This is a genomic window from Enterobacter sp. CGMCC 5087 (genome assembly GCF_003144775.1).
GTDB classification, from domain to species: Bacteria; Pseudomonadota; Gammaproteobacteria; order Enterobacterales; family Enterobacteriaceae; genus Enterobacter; species Enterobacter cloacae_M.
In genome coordinates this window covers 1-489 of sequence record NZ_QFXN01000334.1, presented here as the reverse complement: position 1 = coordinate 489, position 489 = coordinate 1, and the positions used below count along the sequence as shown (strand labels likewise).

Annotated in this window: 1 protein-coding gene; it reads right to left on the bottom strand. The window is 57.1% G+C overall.

Annotated features, from left to right (window positions below):
- Positions 1-264: hypothetical protein (locus tag DEO48_RS26245; RefSeq protein WP_109846748.1), on the bottom strand; the 264-nt coding region annotated here is incomplete at its 3' end.
- Positions 265-489: the final 225 nt, after the last annotated feature.

The following is a 489-nucleotide window of genomic DNA, read 5'->3' as shown; positions in this document are numbered from 1 at the left end:
GCAGCCGTATTCATCAAAGACGGTACCGTCCAGTTGTTCTCCGGCCAGAGAGCCTGCCACCGCGCCAGCACAGGCGCCGGACAGAAAACCAATGAGGCCTCCGGCTATCGTACCGACAACCGGAATGACGGAACCTATCAGCGCACCGGTGGAGGCTCCTTCAAGCCCGGCAAGGCCTCCGGCTGTTGCGCCAATGACCCCACCCGTCTTTTTACCCACATGGCGCAGTCGTATGTTTTGCGAACCGCAATTCGGACACTGCATTTCTTTCTCCCTTGTTACTGGCAATAAAGCCGCCTGAATAAACAGGCGGGCCGTGTATAAAAACGGCTCTGATACCGGAACAGGGAATGTGGCGATGGCAGCGCCGGAACGGGGGAAACATGCACGCAGGTATTTTGCAGGGCAGTTCACCGGGGAGACGGAACAAGGGGAGCGGCAGGGCATCAGAACCCCATTTTTTCTTATCAGGCACATTAACCTCCGTGA